This window comes from Pseudomonas sp. BSw22131, from assembly GCF_026810445.1.
In the GTDB taxonomy this organism is placed as follows: Bacteria; Pseudomonadota; Gammaproteobacteria; order Pseudomonadales; family Pseudomonadaceae; genus Aquipseudomonas; species Aquipseudomonas huanghezhanensis.
Genome location: NZ_CP113949.1, coordinates 1,952,521 through 1,971,324 on the forward strand (window position 1 = coordinate 1,952,521; position 18,804 = coordinate 1,971,324).

Below are 18,804 nucleotides of genomic sequence, written 5' to 3' on the forward strand. Positions count from 1 at the left end.
GGGTGACGAAGGCATAAGGTTGATTTCAGACACATTCTGGAAACCCTTTCGCACTGACGTGACCCTTTTTTCCGGCCACAAACCCCTGATTTTCAATGCCGCACCTCTTCATTTGCGGTGATGTTCAGCAGTTTTTTATTGGGAAGCCATGATGATTGGCATCAAAAGCATCGCGAGTTACGTGCCAGCATCCGGCGTCGACAATTACGCCCAGGGTGCCAAATTCGGAAAGGATGACGAGTTCATTCTCGGCAAGATCGGTTCAGCGTTCCTGCCACGCAAAGACGACACTCAGGAAACATCTGACCTGTGCGTCGAAGCCGTCAACAAGTTGTTCGCCAACAACCCTGCTCTCAAGCGCGAGTCTATCGACGCGCTGATTGTCGTTACGCAAAACGGTGACGAAGAAGGGCTGCCACACACCGCAGCCATTGTTCAGGACAAGCTGGGCCTGCCTACCCACGTGGCCGCGTTCGACATCTCGCTGGGTTGCTCCGGCTATGTTTACGGCATCTACGCACTGAAGGGCTTCATGGAAGCCGCTGGCCTGAAGAATGGCTTGCTGGTGACCGCCGACCCGTACTCCAAGATCGTCGACCCTGAAGACCGCAACACCACCATGCTGTTCGGCGATGCGGCCACGGCCACCTGGATGGGCGAAGACGCGCCATGGCAGTTGGGCAAGGCGAAGTTCGGCACCGACGGCTCAGGCGCACCTTTTCTGAAAACCAGCAACGGCGTGTTCTTCATGAACGGCCGGCAGGTGTTCAACTTCGCACTGATCAAAGTCCCGGCGCATTTGCATGAGCTGCTCGAAGAATCCGGCCTGCAATCGGCCGACATCGACGCGTTCTGCATTCATCAGGGCAGCGCTGCGATTGTCGATGCCGTGGCTCGGCGCTTCGAGGGCGAACCGGAAAAATTCCTCAAGGACATGCTCGAAACCGGCAATACGGTGTCTTCGAGCATCCCGCTGCTGCTTGAAAAACACGTGATCGCTTCCAAGTGGAAGCGCATCGCGGTCAGCGGCTTCGGTGTAGGGTTGTCGTGGGGCTCGGCAATCATTTATCGTCCTTGACCTGACGCGTTCCCCAAAACGGCGACCTGACCCCAGGTCGCCGTTTTGCGTTGTGCACCGATCACCCTGAATGGATGGCTGTGATGAGCGAAATCTTCCCGCGTAACTGCGCGGTCGTCGAACAACGCTGGCCCGGTGTCTTGCAGCGTTTGCTCGCCGAAGACGTCGAGTCGGTAGCCGTCGAGCTGGTTGAAGGGGCAAGCCCGACGTTGAGGGTGAATGGCATACAGCTCACCAGCCGCCACGATGGGCTCAAGGAAGCGCAGCTTCAAGCCGACAGCCTGCCCGACCACCCGCGTCACGTGCATGTTTACGGCACTGGCCTGGGTGATCTGCAACGTCTGCTGTTGACCGGGGAAGGCCTTGAGCGCGTGGATGTGCACATCCTCAACGGCGCCTTGTTCAGGGTCGTGCTTGAGGTGCTGGAGCAGGACGACTGGCTGTCCGATCCGCGTGTGACATTGGCGTATGCCGATGAGTCCCCAGAAATCAAACTGCCTTTTTTTGCGCTGCCCGCCGAACTGGTGCTGGCCGACGACGCCAGCGCCCGGATCCGCGACCGCCTGGTAAGTGAGGTGCATCTGACCTTCAACAACCAGACGTTCGATCCGGGCACGGAGGCTAATCAGCGGCAACTTCGGCAGGGGTTGGCGTTGCTGCAAAGCGACAAGGACGTCGGCGAGTTGTTCGGCACTCAGGCTGGTCGAGAAGCGTTGATCCTCGCGACCGGACCGAGCCTGCATCAGCATCTGGCGAGACTGTGCGCCTTGAAGGACGAGGCAGAGCGGCCGCTGTTCATCTGCGTCGATACCGCGCTGGTGCCGCTGCGCAACGCCGGTATCGAACCCGATGTGGTCGTCAGCATTGATCACCAGATCACCGCGCGGCACCTGGCTCCCGACGACACGGCGCACATCGCGCTGGTCTACCTGCCGGGGCTGGATGCCAACATGCTCGCCGCATGGCAAGGCCCCCGGTATGTCGGCTATTCCAGCAGCCCGCTGTACGAGCAGCTTCGCCAGCGATTCCCGCGTGGCCCTTTATTCGTCGGCGGCAGCGTGATTCATCCTGCGATTGATCTGGCCGTGCAGATGGGCGCGAGCCGCATCAGCCTGCTGGGGGCGGACTTTGCCTTTCCGGGGGATAAAACCCACACCGGCTGGCAAGACGGCGATCTGGGGCCAAAGGCAAATGTCTCACGGCACTGGGTGCTGGACGGCCGTGGCAACAAGGTCAAAACCCAGCTCAACTTTCGCAGCTACCTGATCGAGCTTGAGCGCTACATCACCCGGCATCCTGAGGTGAGTTTCTTCAACACCAGCCGCGACGGCGCGCTGATCGTAGGCACTGCGTTCGACCCCGACTGGACCGCCCCATGACTACTCCCGCTGCCGTCATTACCCAAGCCCTTCGCTGCGCCGACCTGTTTCGCCTGGGCCGCGACATCGAAGCCGCCCTGATCATGGTTGAACTGATCGACGCTGCCATGCCGCCGATGACGGCCCGCTCGCCGGCTGATCAACACGCTTTCGGCCAAGTGCTGAATACGCTGCTCAACTGCCAGGAGCGGCAAGACTGGATTGGCGTGGCGGATGGGTTGGAGTTTGAGTTTTTGCCGTTTCTCAACAGCCTTCTTTAGCCGAAGGGATCTCGACGAGTAATGCCTTGAGCTGTGAGTGAGTTGTCAGCCTGCATTTGGCACATGACGGCCTGTCTCGTTAAGGAGGAGGACCGGTACTGAATGGTCCTCCTCTACATTGCACGTCAACCAAACCGATCAGTCAGTCATGTCAAAGCCAACCCTGTAGTGAAAAGGTGATGAATACCTGCGCACGTTCAATATCACTCCGCAGTTGGACTTGCCGGCTTGAGCGGCAGTGGCGTCTTTGTCCCATTTTGTTGTGTTGCCCCCATAGCTTCTGTGGGACGCGGTGAAATTGCACGTCTTGCCTGATGCAGTCGTGTAGCTCGTGCTAACCGAACTTCCATCGTTCGGAAAATTCAGGAATACGGATTGACTGCAGCCGGGCAAGAGGATTCGTGGGGACTCTGATGACGATGTCCGAATGGGTCAGAAGAAAGGTTTTGTATGTGAACCTCTACGTCCGTCGCGTGAGTATTTTGAATCGCGATAGCACTGCTCGCAAATAAGGCGAGCATTATCAGTTTTGCAGTCTTCATGATTGTTTCCTGTTTAGATGGTTAAGCTGTCTCGGTGTGTGATCGATTTCACATAATATTAAGATGAAAAAATTTAAATAAGGACGGGTCCGGCAGTGTTGTGGGAGTTGTCAGCCATTTTGCGCGTCTGGAATTCTCATGGTGCTGCGAGTTACGGTTGAATTTTTTGAATTTTACTGATTTTTTATTTTTTTATGCTGCGCGTAAGTTATTCAACAGGATGAAAGATTTTGAGTACTACATATGACGTGGTGGCATTTTAATTATCCAACTTTATTTGTTTTTTACGGCTAAAGCTGTTTGTCGAGTTGGCGATAACGGAGTTGTAGGCACTCCAAGGGCGTTGGGATTCCCTTCTTGTGGAGAGTCGGTTTTGTCAATCACGAGGGATATAAAGATGGCTTTAACCGTTAATACCAATATTGCTTCATTGTCTGTTCAGCGTAATTTGAACAAGTCGTCTGACGCCTTGAGCACTTCAATGTCACGCTTGTCCTCGGGGCTGCGAATCAACAGCGCCAAGGACGATGCGGCCGGAATGCAGATTGCAACTCGGCTCGATACCCAAATCCGGGGAATGACCGTTGCAACCCGAAATGCCGGAGCGGCTATTTCAATTATTCAGACGGCCGAAGGTGCGCTGGAGAAATCACTTAGTAACTTGCAGCGTATGCGAGAGTTGGCAGTACAGGCTACCAATGGGAATAATGGCCCGAACGAACGAATTGCACTGAATGCCGAGTTTCAGCAGTCTGTTGCGGAGTTGACACGCATTGCTCGAGGAACGACGTTTGGTGCTGAGTTGAATCTTCTGGACGGAAGTGCAGGTGCCCTCAGTTTTCAAGTAGGGGCGAACGTAGGTGCAACTGAAAAAATCAGTCTGTCGCTAAGCGACGACTTTTCCTCTGAATCAATGTTTGTAGCAGATGCGGATGCAGCCGCCATTCCAGCAGATGCAACGACCAGCGGTTCGAGGGTTGTCGTAAAGGGCGAATACCTGGCGATGTCGATTGATGGCGCTGGGGTTAGAAATATAGTGAGCTCTGTCACTGACGTAATGAAAGACGCTGTTACTGCTGCTGAAGCGGATCTAAAGACGGCCGAGACGACATTTGCTGCTATCACCACCCCACCCACTGATCTTGAAAAGCAAGCACTGGCGACCGCGAAAGCTGCACTCGCTACCGCTGAGAAAGTAGTCAAGGATGCTGGCGACAGTGATGAAGTTTTAAATAGGTCAGCCCGCCACGAGAATATAGAAGCCACGATGAAGGCGATCGACAAGGCCTTGAGCCTCGTCAACGCGGCTCGCGCGGACTTGGGTGCCAAACAGAACCGCTTCACGAGCGCTATTGAGAACCTTCAAAACATGGTGAAAAACGCCACTGCCTCCCAAGGGCAGATCCAGGACGTCGACTTCGCCGCCGAAACCGCCGAGCTCACCAAGCAACAAACCCTGCAGCAGGCATCCACCGCTGTGCTGGCTCAGGCCAATCAGCTGCCGGCTGCGGTGCTCAAGTTGCTGCAATAAGGCTTTACCGCTCTTTAACAACTTTATCCGTTTCACGCTGCATGATGATAGCCGGACGCTCCCTTGGGCGCGTCCGGTCAAAGCCTCGTTTTATGGAGGGAGTTTTAACGTCGTGATTAAAGCTTGAAGGCCTTGCGCCGAAACGCTGTGTAACCCCCGTCAAAAGCAGGGGTGGCGCTCTGGTGGCAAATAATTTTCAAAAAGCCCTCAAGCTCCTTGCAAATACGACGATAACTATTACGAAGGTTCTCTAGGCCAAACCCGGCGGTTGCCAGGGCCGGAAAGCCGCAGTACCCAATCATTGAGGAATTCATCATGGCTTTAGGCGTAAACACTAACGTTGCTTCCCTGTCTGTTCAAAAGAACCTGGGCAAAGCAAGCGACGCACTGGCTACTTCCATGCAGCGCCTGTCTTCCGGCCTGAAAATCAACAGCGCCAAAGACGACGCCGCTGGCCTGCAGATCGCCACTCGCGAAACTTCGCAGATCCGTGGCCAGACCGTAGCAATCAAGAACGCCAACGACGGTATCTCGATGGCTCAGACCGCTGAAGGCGCTCTGCAAGAATCCACCAACATTCTGCAACGTATGCGTGAACTGGCTGTTCAGTCGCGAAACGACACCAACGGTTCTGCTGACCGTACCGCTCTGAACGCTGAATTCGGCCAGATGTCTGACGAATTGACCCGTATCTCGGCGTCGACCAACCTCAACGGCAAAAACCTGCTCGACGGTACTGCCGGCACCATGTCCCTGCAAGTTGGTTCGGACGTAGGTTCGTCCAACCGCATCGACCTGGTACTGAGCGGCAAGTTCGACGCCACTTCGTTGTCGGTTGCCAGCGGCTCGATCGCTATCTCCGGTACCAGCGCCACTGCTTCGGGCAACGTCGACAAAGCGATCACCGCAATTGACGCCGCTCTGGCAGCGATCAACGCCACTCGTGCAAACCTCGGTGCTTCGCAAAACCGTCTGACCAGCACCATTTCCAACCTGCAAAACGTCAACGAAAACGCCACCGCTGCACTGGGTCGTATTCAAGACACCGACTTCGCAGCTGAAACCGCTAACCTGACCAAGCAGCAAACTCTGCAACAGGCTTCCACCGCTGTTCTGGCACAGGCTAACCAACTGCCATCGGCTGTACTGAAACTGCTTCAGTAATATCGGTAATCGGTTTTAGCGGGGGAGCGTGCTTGTCGTGCTCTCCCGCTTTTTTACTTTGTAGAGGTCAACAGACATGGATATGAGCGTAAAGCTAAGCTTGTCTTACCCAGCGATGCAGCAACCTGTACCTGTGGTTGCCGAAAAACAGGCTGTGGTGCCTCCGGTGGATCCGGTGTCGGCTGCTTCATCAGACACCAACGCCAATACAGGTAAGAAGCCGGATTCAGAAAACACCGAAGCCTTGAAGGTCGCGGTTAAGGAAATCGAAAAGTTTGTTCAGTCAGTACGGCGTAACCTGGAGTTCTCGATTGACGAGGGATCCGGCAAAGTCGTGGTCAAGGTCATCGCCAGTGAAACGGGTGAAGTGGTGCGGCAATTGCCGTCCGCCGAAGCGCTGAGAATTGCCGACAGTCTGCATAACGCGCACAGTCTGCTGTTTGATGCGAAAGTTTGAATGGCATGAATCGTGTACGCGTTTTTTGAACGGTGAAGCCGTCAAAAGGCCGACTCAACTGAAAGGAGCAGCACATGGCTAGTCCAATTACCCCTGCAACCGGTCTTGGTTCGGGCCTTGCTATCGGGGATATCGTCACCGCACTGGTGAATTCCGATAAGCTCGCCAAGCAAACCCAGATCACCACGCAAACCAAACTGGTCACCTCCAAGTTGTCCGGTGTTGGCACGTTGCAAAGTGCCATGGATGCGTTTCAGAGCCTGATGAAGCCTGACACCGGCACCAGCAAATTGCAGTTTGCGGGTTATGCGGCCAAATCGTCGGATGAAACCAAGCTTAAAGTGACATCTGATAACACCGCCGTTCCGGGTAACTACACCGTCAATGTCACCGAAATAGCGACGTCCTCCAGCGTTGCAACCGCAGCCTTCGACGGCGGCGCTGCCAGTGCCATTCCGAGTGGTAATCTGAGCATCACTCAAAATGGCATTTCAAAAAGCTACGTGATTCCCGAGGGCTCAACGCTTGCCTCGGTGGTCAAGCAAATCAATGCCGACACCGCGACCACCAATATCAGCGCCAACATCATCACCGATGACAACGGCTCGCGGCTGGTGCTGGGCTCCACCGCGACGGGTGCCGGATCGGACATCACCACGAGCAGCGACATCACCGGTTTCACCATTGCCGCCAACACGGCGCTGGCCACCGGCTCCAAGACGTCTGCCGGCTACATTGGTACACAGGCTGCGAGCGCACAGCTGACCATCAACGGGTTGCCGGTGACCAGCAAAAGCAACACCATCGACAAGGCGCTGGGGGGCATGAGCATGACGCTGCTCACCGCCGGCACTTCAACCGTGAACATCTCCACCAACACCGACGGCTTGAAAGCGTCGCTGCAAAGCTTTATCGATGCCTACAACACGGTCGTGAAGGCAATCAGCACGGTGTCCAAAGCCACTGTCAGCCAGACGCCAGACGCGAAGACCGGCTCCACCGTGACACCGGCCGCATTGACGGGCGACTCAATGCCGCGCTCGATCTTGTCGGCCATGCGCAACGAGTTGGTTACAACCGGCGCTGCGGGTGACTTGTCTGTGCTTTCTCAGTTGGGCATTTCGACGTCTCAATCGGACGGTACGTTGTCCCTGGACAACGTCAAGTTCACAGCGGCGATGGACAAAGGCCTGGCTGGCAACGTGCAGCAGCTGTTTTCTGGCACCGATACCAAAAACGGTTTGCTGGCGCGAATGGGGGCGGCGATTGCTCCTTACACCCAGACTGGCGGCATCTTCGACACGCGCACAAGCAGTCTGAACAATCAAAAGAATGATCTGAGCGACCAGCAGACAGCCCTCAATTTGCGCGTCACTACGCTGACCGCCACGCTGACTGCCAAGTACAACGCGATGGACTTGCTGGTGGGGCAATTGAAGGCCTCGGCATCCAGCGTCACCTCGTTCTTCGACTCGCTCAATGCGTCAAAGTCGGGCTGATTTTTTCGTTTGAAAACAAAGACCCGGCTACTGCCGGGTTTTTGGCATGTGGACTAAAGTTTGTGATCGCAGCGTCGATAACATGGTTATACGAATTTTGTGTTGTGTGAGGAAAGATCATGAACCGGATGGCAGCCCTTCGGCAGTATCAGAAGGTCAATTCCCATGCTCAGACGTCCGAGGCCACTCCGCATCGCCTGGTGCAGATGTTGATGGAAGCTGGCCTGGATCGCATTGCTCAGGCAAAAGGGGCAATCGGGCGTAAAGATATCCCCGCCAAAGGGGTGTTGATTGGCAAGGCGATTGAAATCATCGGAGGCCTGCGCGAAGGCCTGGACATGGAGAAGCAGGCTAAGGCCCTGGCCCATGTTGACAATCTTTATGTATACATGATGCAACGCCTGGCTCAGGCAAATATAAAAACTGACCCAAAGATCCTCGACGAAGTGAGCGGTTTGCTGCTCACCGTCAAGGAAGGCTGGGATGCGATTGCTGCTCACTAGCCTGCTGCAAGGAGAACACCATGTCTGCCGCACTCAAGCGTATCGAACAAACCCGTGAAGCCCTGAGCCATGCCCTGGCGGAGCGCGATTGGGAGGCGATCGGCAAGCTGGATCTGGCCTGCCGCGCCTGCGTCGACGAGGTCATCAGCGAGGCGCCGAAGGACGAGCCTGAGTTGCGCAGCAATCTGGAAGATTTGTTGGGTGTTTATCGGCAGTTGATCGACGTAGCAGTGGGAGAACGCCAGGCAATCGCCGATGAAATGTCTCACATCCAGCGAGCGAAAAGTGCTGCAAAGGTTTACCATCTGTTCGGTTGACGCTGGGTTGAATGATAAAGATTGTGCGCCATAAATTTGACTGTGTGCGGTTTTTTGACTTAACTAGTGATGTTCACTAATTTCTGGCTTTTTGTAGAGCCGTCCGGCCATAGAAAGCCAAGCTTGCCCCCGTGATGGGCATCGAGTTGACTAGGGAAGTTGCTATTGCATGTGGCGTGAAATCAAGATTCTGCTAATCGATGACGATAGCCAGCGCCGCCGTGACATGGCGGTCATTCTTAATTTTCTCGGCGATGAGAACCTCTCCTGCTCCAGCACTGACTGGCAAAAGGTTGTCGGTTCCCTTGCGTCGACTCGCGAAGTGCTGTGCGTGATGGTGGGCTCGGTGAGCGCACCCGGCAGTCTGCAAGGGCTTCTGAAGACCATCGCCGCGTGGGATGAATTTCTCCCGGTGCTGCTCTTGGGCGAGCATTCCTCTGCCGAGCTGCCCGATGACCTGCGTCGTCGCGTGCTCTCTACCGTCGAGATGCCCCCCAGCTACAGCAAGTTGCTGGACTCCCTGCACCGCGCCCAGGTCTATCGTGAAATGTACGATCAGGCCCGCGAGCGTGGTCGTCAGCGCGAACCCAACCTGTTCCGCAGCCTCGTCGGCACCAGCCGCGCCATTCAGCACGTGCGTCAGATGATGCAGCAAGTGGCCGACACCGACGCCAGTGTGTTGATCCTTGGTGAGTCGGGCACAGGCAAAGAAGTCGTTGCGCGCAATCTGCATTACCACTCTAAAAGACGCGACGGGCCTTTTGTGCCGGTCAACTGTGGCGCGATTCCGGCCGAACTGCTCGAAAGCGAGCTCTTCGGACACGAGAAGGGCGCTTTCACCGGTGCGATCACCAGCCGTGCTGGCCGGTTTGAACTGGCCAACGGTGGTACGTTGTTCCTCGATGAAATCGGTGACATGCCGCTGCCGATGCAGGTCAAGCTGTTGCGCGTGTTGCAGGAGCGTACCTTCGAGCGCGTGGGCAGCAACAAGACCCAGAGCGTGGATGTGCGCATCATTGCGGCCACCCACAAAAATCTTGAAGAGATGATCATCACGGGCTCCTTCCGTGAAGACCTCTATTACCGCCTCAATGTGTTCCCGATTGAAATGGCGCCGCTGCGTGAGCGTGTCGAAGACATCCCGTTGTTGATGAACGAGTTGATCTCGCGCATGGAGCACGAGAAGCGCGGCTCGATCCGTTTCAATTCCGCATCGATCATGTCGCTGTGCCGTCATGCCTGGCCCGGCAACGTCCGCGAGCTGGCCAATCTCGTCGAACGCATGGCGATCATGCACCCGTACGGGGTGATCGGCGTGGTCGAGCTGCCGAAGAAGTTTCGCTACGTGGACGATGAAGACGAGCAACTGGTCGACAGTCTGCGCAGCGATCTGGAAGAGCGCGTGGCCATCAACGGCCACACGCCAAATTTCGCCGCAACGGCGATGCTGCCGCCTGAAGGCCTGGACCTCAAAGACTATCTGGGCGGGCTGGAGCAAGGCCTGATTCAGCAAGCGCTGGACGACGCTAATGGCATCGTTGCCCGCGCCGCCGAACGTTTGCGTATCCGCCGCACCACGCTGGTGGAGAAGATGCGCAAGTACGGAATGAGTCGTCGCGATGGCGAAGATCAGCTCGAAGAATGACATCCTATTGACGCCTGAAAAATAAGCCTCTGAATTATCAGGGGTTTTTTTTCGGCACGAGGATTGCAATCGCTCTTGCAACCTACCGTTTACTGACGGTCCGTCACGCGAGAGATGATTTATGCCTCAGGCCGCCCAGATGTCTTCCGAGCCAGGTTCAACGCCGGGTTCCGAAATTGGTTTCTCACTGCAGCCGTCCGTCGAGCTGGAAAGCCGTAAAGGCCTTGAGCATGCGTTTTCGCTGTTCAATCAGATGTCGGCGCAGCTGAATGACTCCTATGGCCTGCTGGAAGCCCGCGTCACCGAGCTCAAGGGCGAGTTGGCGGTGGTCAGCGCGCAGCGCATGCAGGAGCTGGCCGAGAAAGAGCGTCTTGCCAATCGTCTGCAACACCTGCTGGATCTGCTGCCTGGCGGTGTGATCGTCATTGATGGGACCGGCCGGGTGCGTGAAGCCAATCCTGCTGCGTGTGACCTGTTGGGTCAGCCGTTGATCGGGATGCTCTGGCGCGAAGTCATTGCCCGTTGTTTTGCCCCGCGTGAAGACGACGGCCATGAGGTGTCACTCAAGGACGGCCGTCGGCTGTCGATCTCCACGCGTTCGCTCGACGCCGAGCCCGGCCAACTGGTGCTGCTCAACGACCTGACCGAGACCCGTCAGTTGCAGGGTCAACTGGCACGTCACGAACGCTTGTCATCGCTGGGCCGCATGGTTGCCTCGTTGGCGCATCAGATCCGCACGCCACTGTCAGCAGCGATGATCTACGCCAGCCATCTGGCCGAACAGGTATTGCCCGCCGAGACTCAACAGCGCTTTGCCGGACGCCTGAAAGAGCGCCTGCATGAGCTTGAGCATCAAGTACGCGACATGTTGGTGTTTGCACGGGGCGAATTGCCGCTCAACGACCGCGTCGCACCGGCCGATTTGTTTGAGGCGCTTCAAGCTGCGGCGCACACCCATGTTCAGGATGTGGCCGTGCGGTGGCAATGCGACAGCGTCGACGGTCAACTGCTGTGTAACCGCGACACGCTGGTAGGCGCCATGCTCAACCTGATTGAAAACGCGGTGCAGGCCAGCCCTGTCAGTGCGCGTATCAAAGTACATGCCTATACCCGGGGTGACACGCTGCGCCTGTGCATCAGTGATAACGGCAGCGGCATTGGCGCTCAGGCGCTGGCCCGTATGGGCGAGCCATTCTTTACCACCAAGACGACTGGCACCGGCCTGGGACTGGCGGTAGTGACTGCGGTCACGCGGGCGCATCAGGGTCAGGTGAAGTACCTGTCGCGTGTCGGCCGGGGCACCTGTGCGCTGGTCTCGTTGCCGTTGATACCGGCGGCGCGCAACGCGAGCGACGTATCATGACAATCAAAGTGCTGCTGGTCGAAGACGATCCTTCCCTGCGTGAAGCGTTGGGTGAAACGCTGTCGCTGGCCGGGCATCAGTACGAGGCGGTCGGCTCTGCTGAAGACGCCTTGATCGCAGCAGGTAAAGAGGCGTTTAACCTCGTGGTCAGCGACGTCAACATGCCGGGCATGGACGGTCATCAATTGTTGAGCCAGTTGCGCAGCCGCTATCCGCAGTTGCCGGTGCTGCTGATGACCGCCCATGGCGCAGTTGAACGCGCCGTGGACGCCATGCGCCAGGGCGCTGCGGATTATCTGGTCAAACCGTTCGAGCCCAAGGCATTGCTGGCGCTGGTGGCGCGGCATGCGCTGGGGCGGCTCGGGCCGGCGGAAGGCGAGGGACCGATTGCGGTCGAGCCCGCCAGTATTCAGTTGTTGAGCCTGGCGAGCCGGGTTGCCAAAAGCGATTCAACGGTGTTGATCTCCGGGGAATCCGGCACGGGCAAGGAAGTGCTGGCGCGTTTCATTCACCAGCAATCACCGCGCGCCGACAAGCCGTTCATCGCCATCAACTGTGCCGCGATTCCCGACAACATGCTGGAAGCCACGCTGTTTGGGCACGAAAAGGGTTCGTTCACCGGTGCCATTGCGGCGCAGGCTGGCAAGTTCGAGCAAGCCGATGGCGGGACCATTCTGCTTGATGAAATTTCTGAGATGCCCATGGGCCTGCAGGCCAAACTGTTGCGCGTGCTGCAGGAGCGTGAGGTTGAGCGTGTAGGCGCTCGCAAACCCATATCGCTGGACATCCGGGTGTTGGCGACGACTAACCGCGATCTGGCGGGAGAAGTGGCGGCGGGGCGCTTCCGTGAAGACCTGTTTTATCGGTTGTCGGTATTTCCACTGGCGTGGCAGTCGCTGCGCCAGCGTCCTGCCGACATTCTGCCGCTGGCCGAGCGACTGATCGGCAAGCACGTCAATAAAATGAAGCACGCGCCGGTCAGGCTCTCCGCGCAAGCTGAAGCGTGTCTGGTGTCATACGCGTGGCCTGGCAATGTCCGCGAACTGGACAACGCCATTCAGCGGGCACTGATCCTTCAACAGGGTGGAGTGATTCAGGCAGAGGATTTCTGTCTGGCGGGGCCCATCACGTTTGCTGCTTCAAGCAATCCGGTGTCGCCTCCGGTCTCCTTGCCCGCTTCGCCGCTCTCCGGCCGTGTTGACTCGGTGTCGGCCGAGTCAGGGACGGGCGAGGCGGCTGGCGCATTGGGCGAAGACCTGCGTCGGCGTGAGTTTCAGATGATCATCGACACCCTTCGCGCTGAACGCGGTCGTCGCAAGGAAGCCGCCGAGCGTTTGGGCATCAGTCCTCGGACCTTGCGTTACAAGCTGGCGCAGATGCGAGACGCCGGCATGGACGTGGAAGGCTACCTTTTCGCCAGCTGAGTTTTCCTCTCGCAAGACCCTTTCTGTCACCGGGCGGTGATGGCTTCGGATCTGTTGGCGAGAACTCATGCGCCAGAAAGCGGAATGGATTCAGCCGCTGGTCGCCCAACGCCAACAACTTGGCTCCTGCAGATACCCCCAGATGCACCTGCCGCATCCGCCGCGCCTGGTCCCGCGCGCTCAAATGATGTCCTGTTTGCAACGCTCGCAGTACTTTCACATTGGTGTGGCAAGGTGCCACTGTCTGGCTGGCATCGTTGTTGCTAATACTTGGTTAACCGCTGAATCAGTGTCAAAAATTTGCGGGCCTTTTTGAGAGAGACGTCCATGAGCCAAGGTGTTGAATTTAATCGCTTGATGTTGGACATGCGTTCCATGCAGATGGACGCTATGGCCATGCCCAAGGTTGCGCAACAAGCACCCGAAGTCGGCGCAAGCAGCTTTTCCGACATGCTCGGTATGGCCGTGAACAAGGTCAACGATACCCAACAAGCCTCTAACCAATTGTCCAGCGCATTTGAAATGGGCAAGAGTGGGGTAGATCTCACCGACGTGATGATTTCGTCGCAGAAAGCCAGCGTTTCGTTTCAGGCGTTGAGCCAGGTACGCAACAAGCTGGTTCAGGCGTACCAAGACATCATGCAAATGCCGGTTTGAGGACGATTTAAGTCATGGCTGAAGCCGCCGTCGATAACGTGCCTGCAAAAGCGGGCGCGACAGGAAAGAAGCCACCGGTGTTCGGGCTGGCCTTCCTGCAAAATCTCTCCGAGATGACCATGCTGCGTCAGGTCGGCCTCATGGTCGGTCTTGCCGCGAGCGTGGCGATTGGTTTTGCCGTGGTACTTTGGTCGCAGCAACCTGACTACAAGCCACTTTATGGCAGCCTGTCCGGCATGGACACCAAGCAGATCATGGACACCCTGGCCCAGGCGGACATTCCCTACACAGTCGAGCCAAACTCCGGCGCGCTGCTGGTCAAGTCCGAGGACTTGTCCCGCGCCCGCATCAAGCTGGCCGGTGCCGGCATTGCGCAAAACGACGGCAACGTCGGTTTTGAGATTCTCGACAAGGACCAAGGCCTGGGCACCAGCCAGTTCATGGAAGCCACACGCTATCGCCGGGGTCTGGAAGGCGAGCTGGCGCGCACCATCTCAAGCCTGAACAACGTCAAGGGTGCTCGCGTTCACCTGGCCATCCCTAAAAGCTCGGTGTTTGTGCGCGACGAGCGCAAGCCGAGTGCTTCAATTCTGGTGGAGCTGTACGCCGGCCGCTCCCTTGAGCCAAGCCAGGTATTGGCGATCGTCAATCTGGTGGCGACCAGCGTTCCCGAGCTGAGCAAATCGCAGATCACCGTCGTCGATCAGAAGGGCCACCTGCTCTCTGATATGGGCGAGAACTCCGAACTGAGCATGGCCGGCAAGCAGTTTGACTACACCCGCCGCATGGAAGGCATGCTGACCCAGCGTGTGCAAAACATCCTGCAGCCGGTGTTGGGCAACGACCGCTATAAAGCCGAAGTGTCGGCTGACCTGGACTTCAGCGCCGTGGAATCCACCGCTGAAAGCTTCAACCCTGACCAGCCTGCGTTGCGCAGCGAGCAGTCGGTCAACGAACAGCGCTCCAGCGGCAGCGGCCCGCAAGGTGTGCCGGGTGCCTTGAGCAACCAGCCACCAGGCCCGGCGACTGCGCCACAAACTGCCGCTGCTGCAGGTGGCGCCGCCGGTGCAATCGCCCCAGGCCAGCCGCTGCTCGACGCCAACGGCCAACAGATCATGGACCCGGCCACCGGTCAGCCGATGCTGGCGCCGTACCCGGCCGACAAGCGCGTGCAGTCGACCAAGAACTTCGAGCTTGATCGCTCCATCAGCCACACCAAACAGCAGCAAGGCCGCATCAATCGCCTGTCGGTTGCGGTGGTGGTCGATGATCAGGTCAAGGTTAACCCGGCCAACGGCGAAACCACGACCGTGCCCTGGACCACCGATCAACTGGCGCGTTTCACGCGTCTGGTGCAAGACGCAGTAGGCTTTGATGCCAGCCGTGGCGACAGTGTGAGCGTGGTCAACGTGCCGTTCTCCCTCCAGCGCGGTGAAGTGATCCCGGACATTCCGTTCTACTCGCAGCCCTGGTTCTGGGACGTGCTCAAGCAAGCCATGGGTGTGATCTTCATCCTGGTACTGGTGTTTGGTGTTCTGCGCCCTGTGCTGAATAACATCACCAGCCCGAAGAGCAAAACAGCCGATGGCGATGTGGAGTTGGGCGGCATGGTCGGTATGGACGGCGAACTGGCCAACGACCGCGTGAGTCTGGGTGGTCCCCAAAGCATTCTGTTGCCTAGCCCGAGTGAGGGTTATGACGCGCAGTTGAATGCGATCAAGAGTCTGGTAGCAGAGGATCCGGGTCGTGTGGCCCAGGTCGTGAAGGAATGGATCAACGCTGATGAGTGATAATCGTATGGCTGCCGTCAAATTAAGCCGTGTCGACAAGGCTGCGATTTTGCTGCTCACACTGGGCGAAACCGACGCTGCACAGGTGCTGCGGCATATGGGGCCCAAAGAGGTTCAGCGCGTGGGTGTGGCGATGGCGCAGATGCGCAACGTCCACCGCGAGCAGGTCGAGCAGGTGATGAGCGAGTTCGTCGACGTCGTGGGCGACCAGACCAACGTCGGCGTCGGCTCTGACACGTATATCCGCAAAATGCTGACTCAGGCGCTGGGCGAAGACAAAGCCAACGGCCTGATCGACCGCATCCTGCTGGGCGGCAACACCAGCGGCCTTGACAGCCTGAAATGGATGGAGCCGCGTGCGGTGGCTGACGTCATCCGCTTCGAGCACCCGCAGATCCAGGCCATCGTGGTTGCGTACCTGGATGCCGACCAGGCCGGTGAAGTGCTCGGTCATTTCGATCACAAGGTCCGGCTGGACATCATCCTGCGCGTGTCGTCTTTGAACACCGTGCAACCGGCCGCGCTGAAAGAACTCAACCAGATCCTCGAGAAGCAGTTCTCGGGCAACGCCAACACCTCTCGTACCAGTCTGGGCGGCATCAAGCGTGCGGCCGATATCATGAACTTCCTCGACAGTTCGATGGAAGGCCAGCTCATGGACTCGATCCGCGAAGTGGACGAAGATCTGTCGACCCAGATCGAAGACCTCATGTTCGTCTTCAACAACCTGTCCGATGTCGACGACCGCGGGATTCAGGCGCTGTTGCGCGAAGTGTCTTCGGACGTGCTGGTCCTGGCGCTCAAAGGCTCGGACGAGGCGATCAAGGAAAAGATTTTCAAGAACATGTCCAAGCGCGCCGCCGAGTTGCTGCGCGACGATCTGGAGGCCAAGGGCCCGGTTCGCGTCAGCGATGTGGAAACCGCCCAGAAAGAAATCCTCACCATTGCGCGCCGTATGGCCGAGGCCGGGGAAATTGTTCTCGGCGGCAAGGGTGGCGAGGAAATGATCTAAAGATTGAAGGTGCAGTCGATGTCCAGCTCCGATAAAGATTCATCCAGTGAGCTCATTCGCGCCAAGGATGTGAGCGGTCTCGATATCTGGTCTTTGCCCAGTTTCGATCCGCATGTAGAGACACCCGAGCCTGCCCCCGTCGTTGATGCTGCGCCTGCCGAGAGTGAAGAAGTGCCGCTGGAGGAAGTCCAGCCGATGACGCTCGAAGAGTTGGAAAGCATCCGTCAGGACGCCTACAACGAAGGTTTTGCCATTGGCGAGAAGGACGGCTTTCATGGCGCGCAGCTCAAGGTACGCCAGGAAGCAGACGTTGCAGTGGCGGCCAAGCTGGACAAGCTTGAGCAACTGATGACGCACCTGCTGGAACCCATCGCCGATCAGGATGCGCAGATCGAAAAGTCGATGATTCAATTGGTTGAGCACATCGCCCGCCAGGTGATTCAGCGAGAACTGACCACAGACTCGACTCAGATCGGCAGCGTACTGCGTGAGGCATTGCGCCTGCTGCCAATGGGCGCGACCAACGTGCGGATTCTGGTCAATCCTCAGGATTTCGTGCAGATAAAAGCGTTGCGCGAGCGGCACGAAGAAACATGGCGCATCCTTGAGGACGACACGTTGATGCCCGGCGGTTGCCGCGTCGAAAGCGAACACAGCCGCATTGATGCCACCGTCGAGAGCCGCATCGGACTGGCCATCGGGAAAATGTTCGATCAGCTTCACGAACAAGCCCTGCATCCGGCGTTGCCAGACTTGAGCGTGGAACTGGAGGCGGCCATTCAAAGCGCCGAAAAAACCGTTTATCCACTGGGAGCCTCGGATGCTCCTTGAGCGCACCAGCTTTGCCAAGCGCCTGAGTACTTACGCCGAAGCCATTACCTTGCCGGTGCAAGCAGTGGTGGAAGGGCGTTTGCTGCGCATGGTCGGGCTCACGCTCGAAGCCGAGGGCTTGCGCGCTGCCATGGGCAGCCGCTGCGTGGTGATCAACGACGGCAGCCACCAGCCTGTTGAGGTCGAAGCCGAAGTCATGGGCTTTTCCGGCGGCAAAGTATTCTTGATGCCGGTCGGCAGCGTGGCGGGCATTGCGCCGGGCGCGCGCGTGGTGCCATTGCCGGACACCGGTCGCCTGCCGATGGGCATGAGCATGCTCGGACGGGTGCTTGATGGCGCCGGTCGTCCGCTGGACGGCAAAGGTGGGATGAAGGCCGAAGACTGGGTGCCGTTGGACGGCCCTACGATCAACCCGCTCAACCGTAACCCCATCAGCCAGCCGCTTGACGTTGGCATTCGCTCGATAAACGGATTATTGACGGTCGGCCGCGGCCAGCGTCTTGGTCTATTCGCCGGTACAGGCGTGGGCAAGAGTGTGCTGCTGGGCATGATGACGCGCTTCACCGAGGCCGACATCATCGTCGTCGGGCTGATCGGTGAACGGGGTCGCGAGGTCAAGGAGTTCATCGAGCACAGCCTTGGTGAAGAAGGGCTCAAGCGTTCGGTGGTGGTGGCGTCGCCCGCCGACGATGCGCCGCTCATGCGTTTGCGCGCGGCGATGTACTGCACGCGGATCGCCGAATATTTTCGCGACAAGGGCAAGAACGTCCTGTTGCTGATGGATTCACTCACGCGTTTCGCCCAGGCCCAGCGGGAAATCGCCCTGGCCATCGGCGAGCCGCCCGCGACCAAAGGGTATCCGCCGTCGGTGTTCGCCAAGCTGCCCAAGCTGGTAGAACGTGCCGGTAATGCCGAGGCGGGCGGCGGCTCGATCACTGCGTTCTACACCGTATTGTCCGAAGGTGACGACCAGCAAGACCCCATCGCCGACTCGGCGCGGGGTGTGCTCGACGGCCACATTGTGTTGTCCAGGCGTCTGGCTGAAGAGGGGCATTACCCGGCCATCGACATCGAAGCGTCAATCAGTAGGGTCATGCCGTCTGTCGTGGACCCGCAGCACATGGGCCAGGCTCAGCATTTCAAACAGCTGTGGTCGCGTTACCAGCAGGCGCGTGACCTGATCAGCGTCGGCGCCTACGTGGCGGGCGGTGATCGCGAGACGGACATGGCGATTGCCTTGCACCCGCAATTGGTGAAATACCTGCGCCAGGGCCTCAACGACAACGAAAGCATGCAAAACAGCGGCGATCAACTGGCGGCTATTTTCAATCCAGCGGCGAGCGGCTGATAAC

The 18,804-nt window shown here is 57.9% G+C and carries 17 protein-coding genes; all 17 read left to right on the plus strand.

The features are described 5' to 3' along the window. The first annotated feature begins 151 nt into the window (after window positions 1-151). The 17 genes from OYW20_RS08700 to fliI all read left to right on the plus strand — a co-directional run bounded on the left by OYW20_RS08700 (window position 152) and on the right by fliI (window position 18,800). Entirely contained in the window at window positions 152-1,078 is a 927-nt protein-coding gene (locus OYW20_RS08700) for a ketoacyl-ACP synthase III (RefSeq protein ID WP_268800285.1), read from the plus strand. Window positions 1,079-1,161: 83 nt separating this feature from the next. Continuing rightward, window positions 1,162-2,457, plus strand: a complete 1,296-nt coding sequence (locus tag OYW20_RS08705; RefSeq protein WP_268800286.1) for a motility associated factor glycosyltransferase family protein — start codon at window positions 1,162-1,164, stop codon at window positions 2,455-2,457. After that, complete coding sequence (locus OYW20_RS08710) at window positions 2,454-2,717, plus strand: hypothetical protein (protein WP_268800287.1); 264 nt, start codon at window positions 2,454-2,456, stop codon at window positions 2,715-2,717. Before OYW20_RS08705 ends, OYW20_RS08710 begins: the two co-directional genes overlap by 4 nt. A gap of 939 nt (window positions 2,718-3,656) precedes the next feature. Continuing rightward, window positions 3,657-4,790, plus strand: a complete 1,134-nt coding sequence (locus OYW20_RS08715; protein WP_268800289.1) for a flagellin N-terminal helical domain-containing protein — start codon at window positions 3,657-3,659, stop codon at window positions 4,788-4,790. 315 nt (window positions 4,791-5,105) lie between these two features. Then, a complete protein-coding gene (locus OYW20_RS08720) occupies window positions 5,106-5,954 on the plus strand; it encodes a flagellin domain-containing protein (protein WP_268800290.1) in 849 nt (282 codons plus the stop codon). Between the two features lie 76 nt (window positions 5,955-6,030). Further along, entirely contained in the window at window positions 6,031-6,411 is a 381-nt protein-coding gene (locus OYW20_RS08725; RefSeq protein WP_268800291.1) for a flagellar protein FlaG, read from the plus strand. Between the two features lie 74 nt (window positions 6,412-6,485). Continuing rightward, window positions 6,486-7,910, plus strand: a complete 1,425-nt coding sequence (gene fliD / locus OYW20_RS08730) for a flagellar filament capping protein FliD (RefSeq protein ID WP_268800292.1) — start codon at window positions 6,486-6,488, stop codon at window positions 7,908-7,910. Window positions 7,911-8,029: 119 nt separating this feature from the next. Then, a complete protein-coding gene (fliS, locus tag OYW20_RS08735) occupies window positions 8,030-8,413 on the plus strand; it encodes a flagellar export chaperone FliS (protein ID WP_268800293.1) in 384 nt (127 codons plus the stop codon). Window positions 8,414-8,433: 20 nt separating this feature from the next. Next, the gene (gene fliT, locus OYW20_RS08740; RefSeq protein WP_268800294.1) at window positions 8,434-8,730 is read left to right on the plus strand and encodes a flagellar protein FliT; all 297 of its coding nucleotides are present in this window, start codon (window positions 8,434-8,436) and stop codon (window positions 8,728-8,730) included. Window positions 8,731-8,899: 169 nt separating this feature from the next. Continuing rightward, entirely contained in the window at window positions 8,900-10,375 is a 1,476-nt protein-coding gene (locus OYW20_RS08745) for a sigma-54 dependent transcriptional regulator (RefSeq protein WP_268800295.1), read from the plus strand. Between the two features lie 121 nt (window positions 10,376-10,496). Continuing rightward, the gene (locus tag OYW20_RS08750; RefSeq protein WP_408005481.1) at window positions 10,497-11,738 is read left to right on the plus strand and encodes a sensor histidine kinase; all 1,242 of its coding nucleotides are present in this window, start codon (window positions 10,497-10,499) and stop codon (window positions 11,736-11,738) included. Beyond that, window positions 11,735-13,162 carry a sigma-54-dependent transcriptional regulator gene (locus OYW20_RS08755; RefSeq protein WP_268800296.1) on the plus strand — a complete coding sequence of 476 codons (1,428 nt, stop codon included), beginning with the start codon at window positions 11,735-11,737 and terminating at the stop codon, window positions 13,160-13,162. The genes OYW20_RS08750 and OYW20_RS08755 overlap by 4 nt, the downstream gene beginning before the upstream one ends. 327 nt (window positions 13,163-13,489) lie before the next feature. After that, entirely contained in the window at window positions 13,490-13,819 is a 330-nt protein-coding gene (gene fliE / locus OYW20_RS08760) for a flagellar hook-basal body complex protein FliE (RefSeq protein ID WP_268800297.1), read from the plus strand. Window positions 13,820-13,833: 14 nt separating this feature from the next. Further along, window positions 13,834-15,609 carry a flagellar basal-body MS-ring/collar protein FliF gene (gene fliF, locus OYW20_RS08765; RefSeq protein WP_268800298.1) on the plus strand — a complete coding sequence of 592 codons (1,776 nt, stop codon included), beginning with the start codon at window positions 13,834-13,836 and terminating at the stop codon, window positions 15,607-15,609. Continuing rightward, the gene (fliG, locus tag OYW20_RS08770; protein ID WP_268800299.1) at window positions 15,602-16,621 is read left to right on the plus strand and encodes a flagellar motor switch protein FliG; all 1,020 of its coding nucleotides are present in this window, start codon (window positions 15,602-15,604) and stop codon (window positions 16,619-16,621) included. The genes fliF and fliG overlap by 8 nt, the downstream gene beginning before the upstream one ends. A gap of 18 nt (window positions 16,622-16,639) precedes the next feature. Then, complete coding sequence (fliH, locus tag OYW20_RS08775; protein ID WP_268800300.1) at window positions 16,640-17,452, plus strand: flagellar assembly protein FliH; 813 nt, start codon at window positions 16,640-16,642, stop codon at window positions 17,450-17,452. After that, entirely contained in the window at window positions 17,442-18,800 is a 1,359-nt protein-coding gene (fliI, locus tag OYW20_RS08780; protein WP_268800301.1) for a flagellar protein export ATPase FliI, read from the plus strand. The genes fliH and fliI overlap by 11 nt, the downstream gene beginning before the upstream one ends. Window positions 18,801-18,804 lie beyond the last annotated feature (4 nt).